This window comes from Streptomyces sp. NPDC088810 (genome assembly GCF_044750305.1).
Lineage (GTDB): Bacteria > Actinomycetota > Actinomycetes > Streptomycetales > Streptomycetaceae > Streptomyces.
On record NZ_JBIVJQ010000001.1, the window covers coordinates 226,074 to 241,843 of the forward strand.

At 70.1% G+C, this 15,770-nt stretch carries 14 protein-coding genes; 4 read left to right on the top strand and 10 right to left on the bottom strand.

Annotated features, from left to right (window positions below; all coding sequences use genetic code 11):
* Positions 1-129: 129 nt before the first annotated feature.
* Positions 130-399, bottom strand: a complete 270-nt coding sequence (locus ACIP4Y_RS01040; RefSeq protein ID WP_401386097.1) for a hypothetical protein — start codon at positions 397-399, stop codon at positions 130-132.
* A gap of 314 nt (positions 400-713) precedes the next feature.
* Between ACIP4Y_RS01040 and ACIP4Y_RS01045 the strand changes: the two genes are divergently transcribed.
* Both ACIP4Y_RS01045 and ACIP4Y_RS01050 read left to right on the top strand, forming a co-directional pair.
* Entirely contained in the window at positions 714-1,241 is a 528-nt protein-coding gene (locus ACIP4Y_RS01045; RefSeq protein ID WP_053710488.1) for a universal stress protein, read from the top strand.
* Positions 1,242-1,388: 147 nt separating this feature from the next.
* Positions 1,389-1,949 carry a hypothetical protein gene (locus ACIP4Y_RS01050; protein ID WP_401386101.1) on the top strand — a complete coding sequence of 187 codons (561 nt, stop codon included), beginning with the start codon at positions 1,389-1,391 and terminating at the stop codon, positions 1,947-1,949.
* 68 nt (positions 1,950-2,017) lie between these two features.
* On the opposite strand, the gene glmS is transcribed toward ACIP4Y_RS01050, so the two are convergent.
* Both glmS and ACIP4Y_RS01060 read right to left on the bottom strand, forming a co-directional pair.
* The gene (gene glmS, locus ACIP4Y_RS01055) at positions 2,018-3,835 is read right to left on the bottom strand and encodes a glutamine--fructose-6-phosphate transaminase (isomerizing) (protein ID WP_358638332.1); all 1,818 of its coding nucleotides are present in this window, start codon (positions 3,833-3,835) and stop codon (positions 2,018-2,020) included.
* Between the two features lie 46 nt (positions 3,836-3,881).
* Positions 3,882-4,139: a hypothetical protein gene (locus ACIP4Y_RS01060; protein ID WP_358638334.1), complete on the bottom strand. Its 258-nt coding sequence runs from the start codon at positions 4,137-4,139 to the stop codon at positions 3,882-3,884.
* A gap of 165 nt (positions 4,140-4,304) precedes the next feature.
* Here ACIP4Y_RS01060 and ACIP4Y_RS01065 point away from each other — a divergent pair, with 165 nt between their 5' ends.
* A complete protein-coding gene (locus ACIP4Y_RS01065) occupies positions 4,305-5,864 on the top strand; it encodes a purple acid phosphatase family protein (RefSeq protein WP_401386105.1) in 1,560 nt (519 codons plus the stop codon).
* Between the two features lie 22 nt (positions 5,865-5,886).
* Here ACIP4Y_RS01065 and ACIP4Y_RS01070 read toward each other — a convergent pair whose 3' ends face one another.
* Positions 5,887-6,759: a DUF4429 domain-containing protein gene (locus ACIP4Y_RS01070; protein ID WP_401386108.1), complete on the bottom strand. Its 873-nt coding sequence runs from the start codon at positions 6,757-6,759 to the stop codon at positions 5,887-5,889.
* A gap of 95 nt (positions 6,760-6,854) precedes the next feature.
* Between ACIP4Y_RS01070 and ACIP4Y_RS01075 the strand changes: the two genes are divergently transcribed.
* Positions 6,855-8,453 carry a beta-N-acetylhexosaminidase gene (locus ACIP4Y_RS01075; RefSeq protein ID WP_401386111.1) on the top strand — a complete coding sequence of 533 codons (1,599 nt, stop codon included), beginning with the start codon at positions 6,855-6,857 and terminating at the stop codon, positions 8,451-8,453.
* 60 nt (positions 8,454-8,513) lie between these two features.
* Here ACIP4Y_RS01075 and ACIP4Y_RS01080 read toward each other — a convergent pair whose 3' ends face one another.
* From ACIP4Y_RS01080 to ACIP4Y_RS01105, 6 genes are all read right to left on the bottom strand, one after another.
* Positions 8,514-10,283 carry an IucA/IucC family protein gene (locus tag ACIP4Y_RS01080; RefSeq protein ID WP_401386114.1) on the bottom strand — a complete coding sequence of 590 codons (1,770 nt, stop codon included), beginning with the start codon at positions 10,281-10,283 and terminating at the stop codon, positions 8,514-8,516.
* A complete protein-coding gene (locus tag ACIP4Y_RS01085; protein WP_401386117.1) occupies positions 10,280-10,819 on the bottom strand; it encodes a GNAT family N-acetyltransferase in 540 nt (179 codons plus the stop codon). Before ACIP4Y_RS01085 ends, ACIP4Y_RS01080 begins: the two co-directional genes overlap by 4 nt.
* Positions 10,816-12,102: a lysine N(6)-hydroxylase/L-ornithine N(5)-oxygenase family protein gene (locus tag ACIP4Y_RS01090; RefSeq protein WP_401386120.1), complete on the bottom strand. Its 1,287-nt coding sequence runs from the start codon at positions 12,100-12,102 to the stop codon at positions 10,816-10,818. Before ACIP4Y_RS01090 ends, ACIP4Y_RS01085 begins: the two co-directional genes overlap by 4 nt.
* Entirely contained in the window at positions 12,086-13,528 is a 1,443-nt protein-coding gene (desA, locus tag ACIP4Y_RS01095; RefSeq protein WP_401386123.1) for a lysine decarboxylase DesA, read from the bottom strand. The genes ACIP4Y_RS01090 and desA overlap by 17 nt, the downstream gene beginning before the upstream one ends.
* A 117-nt stretch (positions 13,529-13,645) precedes the next feature.
* Entirely contained in the window at positions 13,646-14,488 is an 843-nt protein-coding gene (locus ACIP4Y_RS01100) for a siderophore-interacting protein (protein ID WP_401386126.1), read from the bottom strand.
* 40 nt (positions 14,489-14,528) lie between these two features.
* Positions 14,529-15,575 (bottom strand): ABC transporter substrate-binding protein, encoded by a 1,047-nt coding sequence (locus tag ACIP4Y_RS01105; protein ID WP_401386129.1) that lies wholly within the window; start codon positions 15,573-15,575, stop codon positions 14,529-14,531.
* Between the last annotated feature and the right edge of the window lie 195 nt (positions 15,576-15,770).

Genomic DNA, 15,770 nt, shown 5'->3' on the forward strand with positions numbered 1-15,770 from the left:
CGTAGGGTGCGCAGCGGCCCGTAGACCCTTTCCGTGCAGGTGGAACGGGGGTTGGAGGGTGGTTCGGACCCCTCCTGGTCGATATCCAGAAGTTGGCTGAAAAGCAGCGTTCGGAGGCGCGGAAACAGGTCAGTCGACCGGTGTCTGCTCCCGGGTGTGACGTCCGCCTCTTTGCGTGGCGCAACGCTGGGCGCACCGCTCCGAGCGGCGCAGCAGCACCCGGCAGACGGCCGTGACGGCGGCGAGGCCCAGCGCGGTGCCCGCGGCGCCGGCCAGCGAGGCGCCGTACCAGACGAGCACCACGGGCACGAGCACGCAGCTGAAGGCCGCCCAGCGGATCACATCGCTCGCGGTGTCGGGCGCGGGGCGCGGCTCGCTGCTGGGTCGGGGTCCGGGCATCTCGTACTCCCTGTGGCGGTGGCTCACCCCGATTCAACGCCCGTTCGACCGGTCGGTCACCGCAGGCGCAGCTGTGAACGCTGTGCAAACCGCCTGTACGGGGCAGCAACCATTGCGTTACGGGCGCGGCTCGTGCATGCTCCGGTGAACCCCTACGGACGTCGGGGGACCGCTCACGGAGCGTGCGCGGGATCTGGGCTCAGGAGGCGTGCCGCCGTACCCTTGAGGGTATGGGCTTGGGAAGACCTTTCCCGGACACAGCTCCGCCGCACACTGTCGTCCCTCCCATAAAGGATCACAACGCCGAGACAGCCATGGCCGGTCACGAATTCTTCGAACCCGCGGACCGCAAGCGGCCGGTCGCCGATCCCACGGCGGCCGATCCCCTGGCGGCGGAAGAGTCACGCCCTTCCTGCGACCCCGCCTTCCGGCACGGAGTCGTCGTCGGCTTCGACGGCTCCACCTCCAGCGAGCGCGCCCTCGCCTACGCGATCGGCATGGCCCACCGTTCCCACTCCGGTCTGATCATCGTGCATGTCGCGAACCGGCTGCCCACCACCGTCTGGGCCGGCTGCGAGCCGCCCGTCTTCGTGGACGTGCCGGACCACCGCACGGAGGTCCTGGGGCTGGAGCTGGCGTGTGCGGACTATCTGGCCGAGGTGCCGTGGATCCTGGTCGAGCGGGGCGGTGACATCTGTCACGAGCTGGAAGAGGTCGGGCGGGAGTACGAGGCCGACGCGATCGTCGTCGGCTCCACGCACGGCATCGTCGGCCGGATCTTCGGCTCCGTCGCGGGACGGCTCGCCAAGCGGGCGCAGCGGCCCGTGATCGTCATTCCCTGACCTTCCCGACTCCCCCTGATGCAGCTCGGTGCGGCCTGGTGCAGCGTGGTGCAGCGCAAAACTACTCGCGCGTAGAGGTGGGTTGTGCCTTTGTGAAGGGCATATAGCGCTCACCGCACGACTGCACCTGCACGAAGGGAGCCCGCCGTGGACAACGACGTCTCTGCGGGAAGCGGAAGCACCACCGTGGTCGGCCGACTCGCCCTGGGCATAACCCTGTTGGCGTTCGGACTCGGTACCACCGGTGTCATCGACGGCGTGGCCGCGTCCGACGCCGTGTCAGTGGCCCACTACGTGGGCGGAGTTGCCCTGTTCGTCATCGGCCTGCTGGCCCTCCGGGACCGTGACAGCGCCTCCGGTACGGGCTTCGCGGCCCTCGGTGCGCTGTGGTTCACCTGGGCGGTCGCCGGCCACTCGTCCGCCAACGCGGGCGGGCTCTTCCTGCTTCTGTTCGCCCTCGTGGCGCTCACGCTGACCCTCGCCGGCGGGGACGGTCTCGGCCAGGTCATGCACGGCCTGCTGTTCCTGGCGATGCTCGTGCTCGCCGTGGCGCAGTTCGCGGACAGTTCGGCTCTCACCAAGGCCGGCGGCTGGGTGGCCGCCGGCTCGGGCGCGCTGGCCTGGTACGCGGCGACGGCCGCGCTGGCCCACTGGCCGACGGCCCTTCCGGGGCGTGCTGCGGGCCGGGGGGTGACGGCCGCCGGCTGATGAGCAGCAGCACGGAAAGGACCCCCGCGTGAAGGTGGCCACGTGGGGGTCCGTTCTGTTCCCGCGTCCTACTCGACCGTCACCGACTTCGCGAGGTTGCGCGGCTTGTCGATGTCGCGGCCCAGGGCCTTGGCCGTGTGGTAGGCGAGGAGCTGGAGGGGGATGCCCATCAGGATGGGGTCCAGTTCGTCCTCGTTCTTCGGGACGAGGATCGTCTGGTCCGCCTTCTCCTGGTGCTGGTGGGCCACGGCGAGGATCTTGCCGCTGCGGGCCTTGATCTCCTCCAGGGCCGCGCGGTTCTTCTCCAGCAGGTCGTCGTCGGGGACGATCGCGACCGTGGGGAGGGCCGGCTCGATGAGGGCCAGCGGGCCGTGCTTCAGCTCGGAGGCGGGGTAGGCCTCGGCGTGGATGTAGGAGACCTCCTTGAGCTTCAGGGAGGCCTCGCGGGCCACCGGGTAGCCCCGGACGCGGCCGATGAAGAGCATCGAGCGGGCGTCGGCGTAGCTCTCCGCCAGCTGCTTGATGTCCTCCTCCTGCTTGAGGATCTCGGTGATCTGCTCGGGCAGCTTGCGCAGGCCCTCGATGATCCGCTTGCCGTCGCGGACCGAGAGGTCGCGGGTGCGGCCCAGGTGCAGGGCGAGCAGCGCGAAGGCGACCGTGGTGTTGGTGAAGCACTTGGTGGAGACGACGCAGACCTCGGGGCCGGCGTGCACGTAGACGCCGCCGTCGGCCTCGCGGGCGATCGCCGAGCCGACCACGTTCACCACGCCGAGGACCCGGGCGCCCTTGCGCTTGAGTTCCTGGACGGCGGCGAGGACGTCGTACGTCTCACCGGACTGGGAGACCGCGATGTACAGGGTGTCGGGGTCGACGACCGCGTTGCGGTAGCGGAACTCGGACGCGGGCTCGGCGTCGGCGGGGATGCGGGCCAGCTCCTCGATCATCTGGGCGCCGATCATGCCCGCGTGGTACGAGGTGCCGCAGCCGAGGATCTTCACGCGGCGGATCTGCCGGGCCTCGCGGGCGTCCAGGTTGAGACCGCCGAGGTGCACGGTGGAGAACCGGTCGTCGATGCGGCCGCGCAGTACGCGGTCCACGGCGTCGGCCTGCTCGAAGATCTCCTTGTGCATGTAGGTGTCGTGGCCGCCCATGTCGTAGGAGGCCGCCTCCCACTCCACGGTGGTCGGCTCGGCCGAGGTGCGGGTGCCCTCGGTGGTGTAGGTGCGGAAGTCGTCGGCCTTGAGGGTGGCCATCTCGCCGTCGTCCAGCGTCACTATCTGCCGGGTGTGGGCGACCAGGGCGGCGATGTCCGAGGCGACGAACATCTCCTTCTCGCCGATGCCGAGGACGACCGGGGAGCCGTTGCGGGCCACCACGATGCGGTCGGAGAAGTCGGCGTGCATGACCGCGATGCCGTACGTGCCCTCGACCACCCGCAGGGTCTCGCGGACCTTGTCCTCCAGCTTCTCGGCCTGGGAGCGGGCGATCAGGTGGACGAGGACCTCGGTGTCGGTCTCGGAGAGGAACTCGACGCCGTCCGCCTCCAGCTTGCGGCGCAGGTCGGCGGCGTTGTCGATGATGCCGTTGTGGACGACGGCCACCTTCTGGTCGGCCGACATGTGCGGGTGGGCGTTCACGTCGGAGGGGGCGCCGTGGGTGGCCCAGCGGGTGTGGGCGATACCGGTGGTGCCCTTGAAGCGCGCCGGGACCTTGGCCTCCAGGTCGCGCACCCGGCCCTTGGCCTTGACCATCTTCAGACCGGGCGTCTTCGGGGAGGTGACGACGATGCCCGCGGAGTCGTAGCCGCGGTACTCCAGGCGCTGGAGTCCCTCCAGCAGGAGGGGGGCGACGTCACGCTTCCCGATGTATCCGACAATTCCGCACATATATAGAGGTATCCCTTGGCTGTCGCTGGTCCGGCTCCGGCTGGTTTCAGCCGTAGACCATGCGGCGCAGCTGCCTGAGCGTCAGCTCCGGCGGCGCCACCGCCCGGTATTTCAGGTCCGCCTCGATCCGTTCGAAGATCTCCGTGTTCACCAGGCCCTGGGCCTGGAGTTCGCGGTGGCGGCGACGGACGTACTCCTGGGCCGTCTCGTCGAAATAGGCGAGCACGTCCTGGACCACGCGCAGCGCCTCGCCCCGGCTGAGGGGCGTGGACCGCGTCAGATGATCAACAAGTTCGTCGTGCACCCGGTAGATCCTGGAGTACCGGCGGCACTTTCGCAAGAATCGTGCCCGATTCCGGGCAAGCGGCTGTTGAGAGTCTTATGGCGCTCTGTTCGCAAGCTGTCCATCCTGCGTCTTGCGGCGCGTTGCCCGAACGGACGAGTTTCAGACGCCATGGACATTCCGCGTATGGGAGTACCCGAGAAGCTGGCCGCGCGCATGAGCATGGCCGAACAGCATGAGTACCTGCGCGCCAGGTTCTCGCGGCGCACCGTGATCAGGGGCGGTGCCGTCACGCTGGGCGCCGTCACCGGTGGCGCGTTCGTGCCGGGTGCCACCGCCCAGGCCGCCGTGCCGGCCCAGCACACCGCCTCCGCGGCCGTCGACGGCTCCCTCGTCGCCCCCTTCGGCCGCCATCTCGCCTGGGGCAATGACCCGCGCACCGAGATCACCGTCTCCTGGCAGGTCCCGGTGGCCGTCAAGAAGCCCTTCATCCGCGTCGGCGCCCACCCCTGGGACCTCTCCCGCAGGATCGAGGCCGAGGTCCGCACCCTGTACACCCCGGCCGGTGTCGGCGCCAGCGGCGACCACACCCAGTACTACCTGCACGCCAAGCTGACCCACCTGCGCCCCGGCAGGACCTACTACTACGGCGTCGGCCACCAGGGCTTCGACCCGGCCGCACCGCACCTGCTGGGCACCCTGGGCACCTTCACCACCGCCCCCGCCCACAAGGCGCCGTTCACCTTCACCGCCTTCGGCGACGAGGGCGTCGGCTACCACGGCCTGGCCAACAACAGCCTCCTCCTCGGCCAGAACCCGGCCTTCCACCTGCACGCCGGCGACATCGCCTACGCCGACCCGTCCGGCGCGGGCAAGACCACCGACACCGGCTTCGACTCGCGCACCTGGGACTCCTTCCTCGCCCAGACCGAGTCGGTCGCCAAGCAGGTCCCGTGGATGCCCGCCTACGGCAACCACGACATGGAGGCCTGGTACTCGCCCAACGGTTACGGCGGCGAGGAGGCCCGCTGGAACCTTCCGGACAACGGCCCCGACAAGAAGAACCTGCCGGGCGTCTACTCCTTCGTCTACGGCAACACGGCGGTCATCTCGCTCGACGCCAACGACATTTCCTTCGAGATCCCGGCGAACCTGGGCATATCCGGCGGAACGCAGACGAAGTGGCTGGAAGGCCGGCTGAAGAAGTTCCGCGCGTCGAAGGACGTGGACTTCATCGTCGTCTTCTTCCACCACTGCGCCTACTGCACCTCCACCGCGCACGCCTCGGAAGGCGGGGTGCGCCAGGAGTGGGTGCCGCTGTTCGAGAAGTACACGGTGGACCTGGTGATCAATGGCCACAACCACCAGTACGAGCGCACCGACGTCATCAAGGCGGGCAAGGTCGCCAAGAAGCTGCCGATCGGCGGCACCGCCTACCCCGAGACCGACGGTGTGGTGTACGTCACCGCCGGTGCGGCCGGGCGCAGCCTGTACGCCTTCTCCGCCCCGGACTCCTACGAGGGCCACGAGCACGAGACCGACTCCGTGGCCTCCTTCGTCAACACCAAGGAGGGCAAGGTGGATGAGACCGTCGCCTGGTCCCGGGTGCGGTACCTGAACTACTCCTTCCTGCGCGTGGACGTCAGGCCCGCGCCCAAGGGCCGGCAGACCACGCTGAAGGTGTCGGGCATCGCCGAGACCGGCGACCGCATCGACCACTTCACGGTGTCCCGCAAGGCCAAGTAGGCACCCGTGGCGCAGGCGGTCCTCACAGGCGCCTGAGGACCGCCTGCTTGGCCAGGGTGAACTCCTCGTCCGTCAGCACCCCGTCACGGTGCAGCTCGCCCAGCTCGCGCAGCCGGCGCAACAGCGCGTCGTGGTCGTCCCCGGCCCGCTCCCCGGCCGGCTGCGACGGGATCTTCCGCAGGCCGGGGCCGGCCGCCGACGGGTGCGGCAGGCGGGCCTGTACGGCCGCCGCGACCAGGGCCATCAGCGGGTCCTTCCGGAAGCCCCACAGCTCGACCGCGTTCGGGTCGTACTTGGGCGGCGCGGTGACCGGGGCGCCGCGCACCAGGAACCGCAGATGCCCGTTCTCCAGGCCGGCCGCCGGCTGCCACTCCACGCCGGTGATGTCCGCGAGCGGGATCGTGCGGGGGCCCGCGGAGGCCTTGGCGTCCTCCGTCTTCCAGTTCCACTCCAGCCGCACCCGCTCCCCGTCGAAGCCCGCCGTGCCGTCCCCGGCCGAGACGGACACCGGCAGCGACGGGCCCGGCAGCAGGTAGGTGTCGGCCGGGTCCGGGGAAATCCCCTCCAGCAGCAGGGCGTTGCGCAGCTCGTCGGCGACGTACTCGGCGACGCCGTACCGGTCGGGCTCCACGGCCAGCTGGTACGGCTCGTGCGCCTCGGCGAGCCGGCCGGCGGTGGCCTGGAGCAGCGGGTCGGCGCCGTCGCGCAGCCGCAGCCTGAGCCGCCCCGCCTTCCGGCCCTGTTCGAACGAGACACCGGCCAACGCCCCGAGCGGTACGACGAGTTCGCCCAGCTCGCGGCGGAGCAGGCCCACGCTCTTGTCCCGGCCGGGGGTGATGCGCAGGGCGTCGCCGTCGAAGACCCAGGTGCCGTCCTTCTGGATGATTTCCGCCATGCGGGGATTGTTTCACCCGATCTGCGGGACAGTGGTCTCGACCACGTCGGGCAGTCAGCCCCCCCGACGGTCGACCCCCTCCGAAGGGAGCGCATGTGAGACGGAACCACAGCACGACTCCCCGAACACCCCGCGTCCTCGGCGCCCTGCTGCTCGCGGCGGCCGGCGCCTTCACCCTCGGGGCGGCGCCCACGACACAGGCCGCCGCCCCGACCCCGCTGGACCGGGTGGTCCCGGCGCCTGCCTCGGTCACCCCGGGCGGGACGCCGTACCGCATCACCCGGGCGACCAGCGTGCGTGTCGACGGCTCGGCCGAGGTCCGCCGGATCGGCGGCTACCTGGCCGGCCTGCTGCGGCCCGCCACCGGCTACCCGCTGCCGGTCACCGACCGCGGCACCGGAGGCATCCGACTCCGTCTGGCCGGCGGGGACTTCGGTGCCGAGGGGTACCGGCTGAAGAGCGGCGCCGACGGGGTCACCCTGACCGCGAGCACCCCCGCCGGGCTGTTCCACGGCGTCCAGACCCTGCGCCAGCTCCTGCCGGCCGCCGTCGAGAAGAAGACCGTGCAGCCCGGACCCTGGCGGATCGCCGGCGGCACCATCCAGGACCGCCCGCGCTACGCCTACCGGGGCGCCATGCTGGACGTCGCCCGGCACTTCTTCACGGTCGCCCAGGTCAAGCGCTATGTCGACCAGTTGGCCCTCTACAAGATCAACGAGCTGCACCTGCACCTGAGCGACGACCAGGGCTGGCGCATCGCCGTCGGCTCCTGGCCGCGCCTGACCACCTACGGCGGCTCCACCCAGGTCGGCGGCGGCCGGGGCGGCTTCTACACCAAGGCCGACTACCAGGAGATCGTCCGGTACGCGGCCTCCCGCCATCTGGAGGTCGTGCCCGAGATCGACATGCCCGGCCACACCAACGCGGCCCTCGCCTCCTACGCGCAGCTCAACTGCGACGGCGTGGCACCCCCGCTGTACACCGGCACCAAGGTCGGCTTCAGCTCGCTGTGCGTGCCCCGGCAGGTCACCTACGACTTCGTGGACGACGTGATCCGGGAGCTGGCCGCCCTCACCCCGGGCCGCTATCTGCACATCGGCGGCGACGAGGCGCACTCCACGAGCCACGCCGACTACGTCACCTTCATGGACCGCGTGCAGCCGGTCGTCGCCCGGTACGGCAAGACGGTCATCGGCTGGCACCAGCTCACCGGCGCGCACCCGGCCCGCGGCGCCCTCGCCCAGTACTGGGGCCTGGACGGCACCAGCGCGGCGGAGAAGGCGCAGGTCGCGCAGGCCGCCCGGAACGGCACGGGCCTGATCCTGTCCCCGGCCGACCGGGTCTACCTGGACATGAAGTACACGAGCGCCACCAGGCTCGGCACCAAGTGGGCGGGCCTGGTGGAGGTGAGGCGCTCCTACGACTGGGACCCCGGCGCCTACCTGTCCGGAGTCCCGGCTGCGGCGGTCCGGGGCGTCGAGGCACCGCTGTGGTCCGAGACCCTCGCCAGGACCGCCGACATCGAGTACATGGCGTTCCCGCGCCTCGCCGGCGTCGCCGAGCTGGGCTGGTCACCGCCGGCCACCCACGGCTGGACCGCCTACCGGGTGCGGCTGGCCGCCCAGGCCCCGCGCTGGGACGCCCTGGGCATCCACTACTACCGTTCACCACAGGTGCCCTGGCCGACCCGCTGACCACACCGACGGGCACCCCGCAGGACCGTACTGCGGGGTGCCCGTCCGTTTGCGGCGCCGTCAGAAGCCGGCGATGGGATTGCTCAGGCTGCCGGCCAGCTGGAGTGCGCCGGACGGGTCGGCGAGGTCCACCATCTGGCGGTTGTTGCGCAGTTGGAGGCGGTTGAGGCAGGACAGGGCGAACTCGGGGGCGAACATGTCGTACTGGCGGAACCTGTCGGCCAGTTCCGGGTTCGCCTCCTGGTACTCGCGGGTGACCTCGGCGACCGTGCGCCAGAAGTCGTCCTCCGCCAGGACGCCCTCGGCGGCGAGGTGGGCGGCGAGGAAGCGGAAGAAGCAGTCGAAGACGTCCGTGAAGATCGACAGCAGCTTCTTGTCCTCGGGGACCTCGACACGGATCCGCCGGACCTCCGGCGGCAGGGCCGCGTCCGGGTCCATGACGGCGATCTCCTCGGCGATGTCCTTGTAGACCGCCCGCTGCACGGCGCCGTCCTTCAGCACCAGGACGACGTTCTCCCCGTGCGGCATGAACACCAGGTCGTAGGCGTAGAAGCTGTGCATCAGCGGGGTGTAGTAGGCCCGCAGGTACTGCCGCAGCCACTCGGCCGGGGGCAGGCCCGACCGCTCGATCAGCGCGCCCGCGAGGGAGGCGCCCCGGTGGTCGACGTGCAGCAGGGAGGCCATGGTCGCGAGGGTCTCGCCGTCCCGCAGCGAGGGCACCGGGCTCTCCCGCCACAGCGCGGCCAGCATCTTGCGGTACGGCGAGTACCGGTCGGTGGCCCGCTCGTACTCCAGGTGCCGGTAGCCGACGGCGGCCCGTTCCCGGATGATCGTCAGGCCGGTGGACCTCAGCACCGGGTCGCTGTCGATCAGCTGGGCCAGCCAGTCGTTGATCGCCGGGGTCGCCTCCATGTAGGCGGCCGACAGACCCCGCATGAAGCCCATGTTGAGTACCGACAGGGCCGTCTTCACGTAGTGCTTGTGCGGGGCGCTGGTGTTGAAGAAGGTCCGGATCGACTGCTGGGCCAGATACTCGTCGTCGCCCTCGCCGAGACAGACCAGCAGCTCACGGGCCACCTCGGCGGCGAACGTGACGCTCAGCTTGTTCCACCACTGCCAGGGGTGGACCGGGATGAACAGGTACTCGGCCGGGTCCAGGCCCCGGTCGGTGAGGACGGCACGGAACCGCTCCACCGTCTTCTCGCCCAGCTCGTCCCGCAGGAACGACTCGTACTCGATCCCGGCGCCGGCCGTGAACGCGGCCCGCGAGCGGTGCGCGGCCAGCCACACCAGCCGGACCGGGCTCGCCGTCTCGGGGGCGTACGACAGGTACTCGTGGATGCCGAAGCCGAGCCGCCCGTTGTTCGCGACGAAGCACGGGTGGCCCTCGGTCATCCCGGTCTCGACGTCCTGGAAGCCGCTGTGGGCCAGTTCGGCGGAGGTCACCTGCGGCTTGGTGAGCTTGTAGCAGGTGCCCGACAGGGTGGAGGAGATCTCCTCCAGGTACACCGGCAGGATGTCGTCGCTCAGCCCCAGGGACTTCTTCAGCTCGATGAAGAAGTCCATTGCGGCCAGCGGGAGTTCACTGCCGTCCCGGTGCCGGGTGAGGGAATCGGGGTCGATCTGCCAGTGGTCCAGGGCCCGCCGCACGGCCCGGAACCGGTAGCTGGTGAGCCCGTCGTCGCTGCGGACGACGTACCCGTCGCCGTCCTCCTCCGGGGTGATCAGCCGCTCGTGCGCGAACTCGGCGAGCGCCTTGCGCAGCAGCAGCCGGTTGGCGGTCGCCCAGCGCTCGGGGGACAGATGGGCCACGGCGTCGGCGAGGGTCATGCGGTCACCGCCGTCTCGAACTGTTCGCGGGTGCAGAAGCTCAGCAGGGCACGCTTCTCCGGCTTGTCGATCTCCCGCTCGGGCACGAACCCGACGGCCGCGTTCAGGGCGTGCACGGCCGTGTTGCGGACGTCCGGATCGACGACGACCCGCCGCACCGACGGGTCCTCGAAGAGATGGAACATCACGGCGGTGATGACCGACCTGGTGAACCCGTGCTCGGGGGTGTCGGTGGCCGGGGTCAGGAAGTGCATGCCGATGTCCCCGGACCGCGGCTCGTACAGGCCGGCCAGTTCCCGGTGCGCGGGGTCGTACTTCTCCATCAGGAACGCGGGCGTGCCGTCCCGCAGCCCGAGCAGCGCGTGGTGGTGCTCGTCGGCCGCGATCTCCATGTAGGCGCGCTCGACGTCCTCCAGTCGCGCGTCCTGCATCATCCAGAAGGCCGCCTTGGGGTGGGTGACCCAGGAGTGCAGCAGCTCGGCGTCCGTCAGCGGGTCGACGGGACGGAACGTGAAGGGCGGGGGTGTGCTGGTCATACCGCGAACTCCTGGAAGGCGATGGTCTTCTCGACCGGGTAGTACTCCGTGCCGAGCAGCTCACGGATGATGTACGCGTTCCGGTACGCGCCCATGCCCAGGTCGGGGCTGGTGATGCTGTGCGTGTGGACGCCGGCGTTCTGGAGGAAGACGCCGCGGCCGGTGACGTCGATGGCGTAGTTGCGGGCGACGTCGAAGCGGCCGTGCCCGTCGAAGCGCAGCCGGTCCCGGACCGGGGCCAGGAAGGCCGGCGGGGTGTAGTGGTAGCCGGTGGCCAGGACCAGGCCCTCGGTGCGGATCTCGAAGTCCTTGCCCTGCTCGTCCTGGTGGAAGCCGAGCGTGTACGTGCCGTCCTGGTACACCGCCGTGCGCAGCGTGGAGTTGGTGAGCAGCCGGGTGGGCACCGGACGGTCGCCGCTCTCGACGTTCTTCTGGTACAGCAGGTCGAAGATCGAGTCGATGAGGTCCGAGTTGATGCCCTTGAACAGGCCCTTCTGCTGCTTCTCCAGCCGGTAGCGGGTCTCCTCGGGCAGCTCCCGGAAGTAGTCGATGTAGTCCGGGGAGGTCATCTCCAGGGTCAGTTTGGTGTACTCCAGCGGGAAGAACCGCGGGGAGCGGGTGACCCAGTTGAGCTGGTAGCCGTGGACGTCGATCTCGGCGAGCAGCTCGTAGTAGATCTCGGCCGCGCTCTGCCCGCTGCCGACGATCGTGACGGACTTCTTCTTCAGCAGCTCCGCCTTGCTGTGCAGGTACCGGGAGTTGTGCAGGAAGTCCCCGCCGAGCCCCCGGCACGCCTGAGGCACGAAGGGGGCCGTGCCGGTGCCGAGCACCAGGTGCCGGGCGCGGTAGGTGTCGCCGGCCTCGGTGCGGACGACGTACAGCTCGTCCTCGTACGTCACCTCGGTGACCGTGGTGCCGAAGCGGACACTGCTCAGCTGCCCGGCGGCCCAGCGGCAGTAGTCGTCGTACTCGACCCGCAGCGGGTAGAAGTTCTCGCGGATGTAGAACGAGTACAGTCTGCCCTTCTCCTTCAGGTAGTTCAGGAAGGAGTACGGCGAGGTCGGGTCGGCCAGGGTGACCAGGTCCGACATGAACGGGGTCTGGAGGTGGGCGCCGTCCAGGAACATGCCGGCGTGCCACTCGAAGTCGGGCTTGGACTCCAGGAACACGCCGTCCAGTTCGGCGATCGGCTCGGTCAGGCAGGCGAGGCCGAGGTTGAAGGGGCCGAGCCCGATCCCCACGAAGTCGTAGGTCCGGTGCGGGGCTTCAGGACGCGCGGTCAAGGGACTCTCCCAGGTACTGCTCGGCATGGCCGGCGATCAGATCGAGGACGGCGGCGATGTCGGCCGCCTGTGTCTCGGGGTTGAGCAGGGTGAACTTCAGGTAGTGGCGGCCGGCCACCTTGGTGCCCGCGACCACGGCGTCACCGGAGGCGAACAGGGCCTTGCGGGCGTAGAGGTTGGCACGGTCGATCTCGGCGGGGTCGGTGACGGCCTCCGGGACGTAGCGGAAGACGAGGGTGGACAGGCTGGGCTCGACGACGACGTCGTAGCGCGGGTCGGCGGCCAGCAGCTTCCAGCCCTCGGCCGCCAGGTCGCACACCTCGTCGAAGAGCTGCCCGATGCCGTCGGCGCCCATCGTGCGCAGCGTCATCCACAGCTTGAGGGCGTCGAAGCGGCGGGTGGTCTGGAGGGACTTGTCCACCTGGTTGGGGATACGTTCCTGCACCATGCGGCGCGGGTTGAGGTACTCCGCGTGGTAGGTGACGTGCCGCAGCGTGGCCGCGTCCCGCACCAGCACGGCGGAGGAACTGACCGGCTGGAAGAAGGACTTGTGGTAGTCGACGGTGACCGAGTCGGCGCGCTCGATGCCGTCGATGCGGTCCCGGTACTTCAGGGAGGCGAGCAGCCCGCAGCCGTAGGCCGCGTCCACGTGCATCCAGACGCCGTACTGGGCGCACAGCCCGGCGATCTCCGGCAGCGGGTCGATGGAGCCGAAGTCGGTGGTGCCGGCGGTGGCGACGACGGCCATGGGGACCAGGCCGTCGCTCGCGCAGCGCTCCAGCTCGCGGGCGAGGGCGACCGTCTGCAGGCGCTTGTCGTGGTCGACGGGGATCGCGACGACGGCGTCCGGACCGAGGCCGAGCAGTTTGGCGGACTTCTGCACGCTGAAGTGGCTGACCTCGGAGGCGAAGATCCGCAGTTTCGCAAGGCTGTCGGTCTTGGCCTCCTCCCGGGCCAGCAGCAGCGCCTGCAGGTTGGACTGGGTGCCGCCGGAGGTGAAGACGCCGTCGGCGGCCGGGCCGAGGCCGATGCGCGCGGCCGTCCAGTCGATGAGTTTGCGCTCGATGAGGGTGCCGCCGGCCGACTGGTCCCAGGTGTCCAGCGAGGAGTTGACCGCGGAGAGCACGGTCTCTCCGAGCACCGCCGGGATGACGACCGGGCAGTTGAGGTGGGCCAGGTAACGGGGGTGGTGGAAGTAGACCGCGTCCCGGAGGTAGACGTCCTCCAGCTCGTCCAGCACCGCGGCGGTGTCGCCCAGCGGGCGGTCCAGGTCGATCGCGTCGATGGCGGGGGAGAGGGCGTCCACGGTGACGCCGGTGAACGGACGGTCGGTGGTGGCGAGTTTGGCCGCCACCCGCTCGACTCCTTCGGTCACGGAGCGGCGGTAGTGCTCCGCGGTGAGGCCATTGAGCAGGTGCGAGCGCATGGGGGGGTCCTCCGAGGGGACGGTCCGTCGGGTTCAACTTAGGTTAGCCTAACCTAAGTTACGCGGGTCGAGGCGCACCTCTCCGCAATCGATGTCACGGAAGGGACGCGCCCGGTGCTACTCCGCGGCCCGGAGCTGTTCCTCCGTCATGCCCTGCCGCCAGTAGCCGACGAAGGTGACGCGCCGCCGGTCCACCCCGCGCTCGCCGACGAAGTGCCGCCGCAGCGCCTTGACCTGACCGGACTCGCCCGCGAGCCACACGTACGCCCGTTCGGTGTCGGTGAGCTGGGCGGCCCGTACGGCGTCGACGGCCATGGGGGACCCGTCGTGCCGTACGAGCCACGTGATCTCCGCGTCCGCGTCCGTGCACACGTCCTGGACGTCACCGGCGTGCGGCACCTCCAGCCAGGCCCGGACCCGGGTGCCGGCGGGCAGGGACCCCAGGATCGCGGTCGCGGCCGGTACGGCGGTCTCGTCGCCGCACAGCACGACGAGCCCGGTGTCCTCGGGCGGGCGGAACCGGATCGCCCGGTTGTCGGCGACGGCGGGCCCGAGCAGCAGCACCCGGTCGCCGGCGGCGGCCCGCGCGGCCCAGCGGGAGGCCGGCCCGGCGGGCGTGGCGGCACCCGGCTCGACCCCGTGCAGCGCGAAGTCGATGTCGACCTCGTCGGGGTCCCTGCGCAGTGCCCTGAGCGTGTACGAGCGCATCACCGCCCGCACGTCGTCCGGCAGTTCCCGCCAGCCCTGCCACCAGCCGTCGCCCAGCTCCAGCGGGACGACGGGTTCGCTCTGCCCGGGGTGCGGGAGGAAGAGCGACAGGGACTGGTCCCGCCCGTCGGAGTGGAAGGCGTGCAGATCGGCTCCGCCGAAGGTGACCCGGACCAGAGACGGGCCGAGCCGCCTCGTCCGTACGACCTGAAGAGCGAAGAAACGGAACGGGGCGGCCACGGCCGTCGTCATGTGGGCTCCTGAGAGTGGGGGTCCAGGGCTCTGTCGGGGGTCAGCTGACCTTCTTGGCCTTCTCCAGGGCCTCGGCCAGGTTCGTCAGCAGCGGCACGCACTTGTCGTACGACAGGATCGGCTCGGGGGAGCGGGAGATGACCTGCCCGGCCTTGACCGCGGGCAGCTTCTTCCAGGTGGCCTTGGTGATGTCGGCGGGCTGGATGGCCGAGGAGCGGTCGTCCATCATGATGATGTCGGCCTTGTACTTGTCGACGTTCTCCCAGCTGAGCGACTCGTACCAGCCGCCGCCCTGCTTCTTGGCGCTCTCCGGCGGCTCCACGAAGTTCACGCCGAGGGCCTTGAAGTACTCCAGGTCGATGGAGAGGTTGGTGCCGGAGACGTAGAACAGCTGGTCGCTCGCGGAACCGGCCATCACCTTGAGGCCGGGCTTGGCCTTGGCGGCCGCGCGCAGCCGGGCGGCGGCGTCCTCGAAGCGCTTCTTGGCGTCGGCGGCCTTCGCGGCCTTCATGTCCGCGCCGAGCGACTCGGCGAGGTCCCACATGCGCTGCAGCGGCTGGGTGAGCTGGCGGTCGTAGACCGAGATGCCCACGCTGGGAGCGAGCTGGGCGATCTTCTTCTTCGACTCCTCGGGGACGTACCAGAGGGTGCTGGCGCCGTCGAACATCGTGGTGATGAGCACGTCCGGGGCGAGAGAGGCGTACTTCTCGATGCTGAACTGGCCCCAGGCGTTGCCCAGGACCGTCACCTTGCTGATGTCCATGTCGCCGGCCTGGACGTCGGGCTTGCCGGCGGTGGTCTTCGTCGGACCGAAGACGCCCTTCACCTGGATGCCGTAGTCGTACAGCGCGGCGCCGACACCGGTGAACGCGACGATGTTCGCGGGCACCTTGTCCAGCTTCACGGTCGTGCCGCGGTCGTCCTTGAAGGACCAGGGCCCGGACTTCCCGCCCTTCGCCTCCGTGCCGGAGCCACTGTCTTTGCCCTTGTCGTCCCCGCAGGCGGCGAGCGCGGCACCGAGACCGAGGGCGCCGCCGGCGGCGAGCAGGCCGCGGCGAGTGAGGTGGGTGGCACGGGCGAGGGGCATGGGTATGACTGCTTTCGAACGGGGCGAAGCGCCCGCCGGACAAGTTCCAAGGTAGGTTAGCCTAACCTCAGCTGATGTCCAGGGGCGGGTGGCCACCCGTCCGTCCTGTGCGGGACCTGTGGACGGCCCCTGCTTCCCGTGGAGTTGGCGTATTCCATGACACGGGACCGGCAGCCGTGCGGCGCCGGTCCCGTG

Bases quoted from the DNA above. Each gene is read 5' to 3' on its own strand.
- ACIP4Y_RS01080 (WP_401386114.1), bottom strand. From the start codon at position 10,283: ATGACCCTCGCCGACGCCGTGGCCCATCTGTCCCCCGAGCGCTGGGCG.
- desA (WP_401386123.1), bottom strand. From the start codon at position 13,528: ATGCGCTCGCACCTGCTCAATGGCCTCACCGCGGAGCACTACCGCCGC.
- ACIP4Y_RS01065 (WP_401386105.1), top strand. From the start codon at position 4,305: ATGGGAGTACCCGAGAAGCTGGCCGCGCGCATGAGCATGGCCGAACAG.
- ACIP4Y_RS01045 (WP_053710488.1), top strand. From the start codon at position 714: ATGGCCGGTCACGAATTCTTCGAACCCGCGGACCGCAAGCGGCCGGTC.
- ACIP4Y_RS01085 (WP_401386117.1), bottom strand. From the start codon at position 10,819: ATGACCAGCACACCCCCGCCCTTCACGTTCCGTCCCGTCGACCCGCTG.
- ACIP4Y_RS01040 (WP_401386097.1), bottom strand. From the start codon at position 399: ATGCCCGGACCCCGACCCAGCAGCGAGCCGCGCCCCGCGCCCGACACC.
- ACIP4Y_RS01100 (WP_401386126.1), bottom strand. From the start codon at position 14,488: ATGACGACGGCCGTGGCCGCCCCGTTCCGTTTCTTCGCTCTTCAGGTC.
- ACIP4Y_RS01070 (WP_401386108.1), bottom strand. From the start codon at position 6,759: ATGGCGGAAATCATCCAGAAGGACGGCACCTGGGTCTTCGACGGCGAC.
- glmS (WP_358638332.1), bottom strand. From the start codon at position 3,835: ATGTGCGGAATTGTCGGATACATCGGGAAGCGTGACGTCGCCCCCCTC.
- ACIP4Y_RS01105 (WP_401386129.1), bottom strand. From the start codon at position 15,575: ATGCCCCTCGCCCGTGCCACCCACCTCACTCGCCGCGGCCTGCTCGCC.